General features: G+C 69.3%; 1 protein-coding gene. It reads left to right on the forward strand.

Annotation, left to right across the window (positions count from 1 at the left end; translation table 11 throughout):
* The first annotated feature begins 42 nt into the window (after positions 1 to 42).
* On the forward strand, positions 43 to 1,392 hold the full coding sequence (locus FNQ90_RS22925; RefSeq protein ID WP_194432806.1) for an MFS transporter: 1,350 nt from the start codon (positions 43 to 45) through the stop codon (positions 1,390 to 1,392).
* Positions 1,393 to 1,471: the final 79 nt, after the last annotated feature.

The raw sequence follows: 1,471 nt of genomic DNA on the forward strand, positions 1-1,471 counted from the left end.
GCGAGAGGACCAATCCCGCCCCCACACGTGAGGAGCAGTACCTTGACCTCGGGATCCGGAGAAAATTCCGTCCCCGACCAACCCACCTCGAACGAGCCCCCCGCGGAACCCGAGAAGCCCACGACCTTCCGATCCCTGAGGGTGCGCAACTACCGGATCTTCTTCCTCGGCGCCATCGTGTCCAACACCGGTACCTGGATGCAGCGCATCGCCCAGGACTGGTTGGTCCACACCCTCACCGGCTCGGCGGCCGCGGTCGGCACCACCGTGGCTCTGCAGTTCCTGCCGATGTTGCTCTTCGGCCTCTACGGCGGTGTGCTCGCCGACCGCATGGACAAGCGTCGGCTGCTCCTGTGCACCCAGGGGGCGATGGGACTGACCGGGCTGGTCCTCGCGGCGCTCACCCTCAGCGGCCAGGTGCACGTGTACCACGTGTACGGATTGGCCTTCGTCGTCGGCATGGTCACGGTCATCGACAACCCCGCCCGCCAGACCTTCGTCTCCGACCTCGTGGGTCCCGCCCTGCTGCGCAACGCGGTCTCACTGAACTCCGCCAACTTCCAATCCGCGCGTATCGTCGGCCCCGCCGTGGCGGGCCTCGTCATCACCGCGGTGGGAAGCGGTTGGGCGTTCCTCTTCAACGGCCTGTCCTTCATCGCCCCTGTGCTCGGGCTGCTCCTGATGCGCACCTCCGAACTCACCCCCACCGAACGGGCTCCACGGCGCAAGGGACAGCTGCGGGAAGGGCTCGCCTACGTCGGCAGTCGCCCCGAGTTGTTGTGGCCGGTCGTGCTGGTGGGATTCATCGGCACGTTCGGCTTCAACTTCCCGATCTGGGTCGTCGCCTTCACCGACCGCGTCTTCGCCGCCGGAGCGGGAACCTACGGCCTGCTGAACACCCTCATGGCGGTCGGCTCCCTGGCCGGCGCACTGCTCGCCGCCCGGCGGATGGGGAGCCGGATGAGGTTCACCGTGGGAACCGCCGGGCTGTTCGGTGCCCTGCTGGTCGTGGCGGCCGGCGCCCCGCACTTCGTGGTCTTCGCCCTCCTGATGATCCCCATCGGCTTCGCCGGCATGACCTTCATGATCACCGCCAACACCAGCCTCCAACTGGCCAGCGATCCGGCGATGCGCGGCCGCGTGATCAGCCTGCACATGATGGTCTTCCTCGGCGGCACCCCCATCGGGGCCCCTTTGCTCGGATGGATCACCGACACCATGGGGCCACGGATCGGCATGCTGGTCGGAGGTGCCATCTGCGCGGTCGCGGCCCTGGTGGTGGCGCTGGTGCTGGCCCGGATCGGTGGGCTGCGGCTGCGGGTCAGGCTGCGGCGCGGGGCCCCCGTCCTCGATGTCGTGTCCCGGAGGGAGCCCGCGACGGTCGCGGGCTGACCGACCCGCGTCCTCCCGCCTTCCGGATACCCCCGGGGCCGGCATCGGGCGCGGGGGTATCCGGAAGGCGGGAGGACGC

The sequence above is a fragment of the Streptomyces alkaliphilus genome (genome assembly GCF_014141535.1).
Taxonomy (GTDB): Bacteria; Actinomycetota; Actinomycetes; order Streptomycetales; family Streptomycetaceae; genus Streptomyces; species Streptomyces alkaliphilus.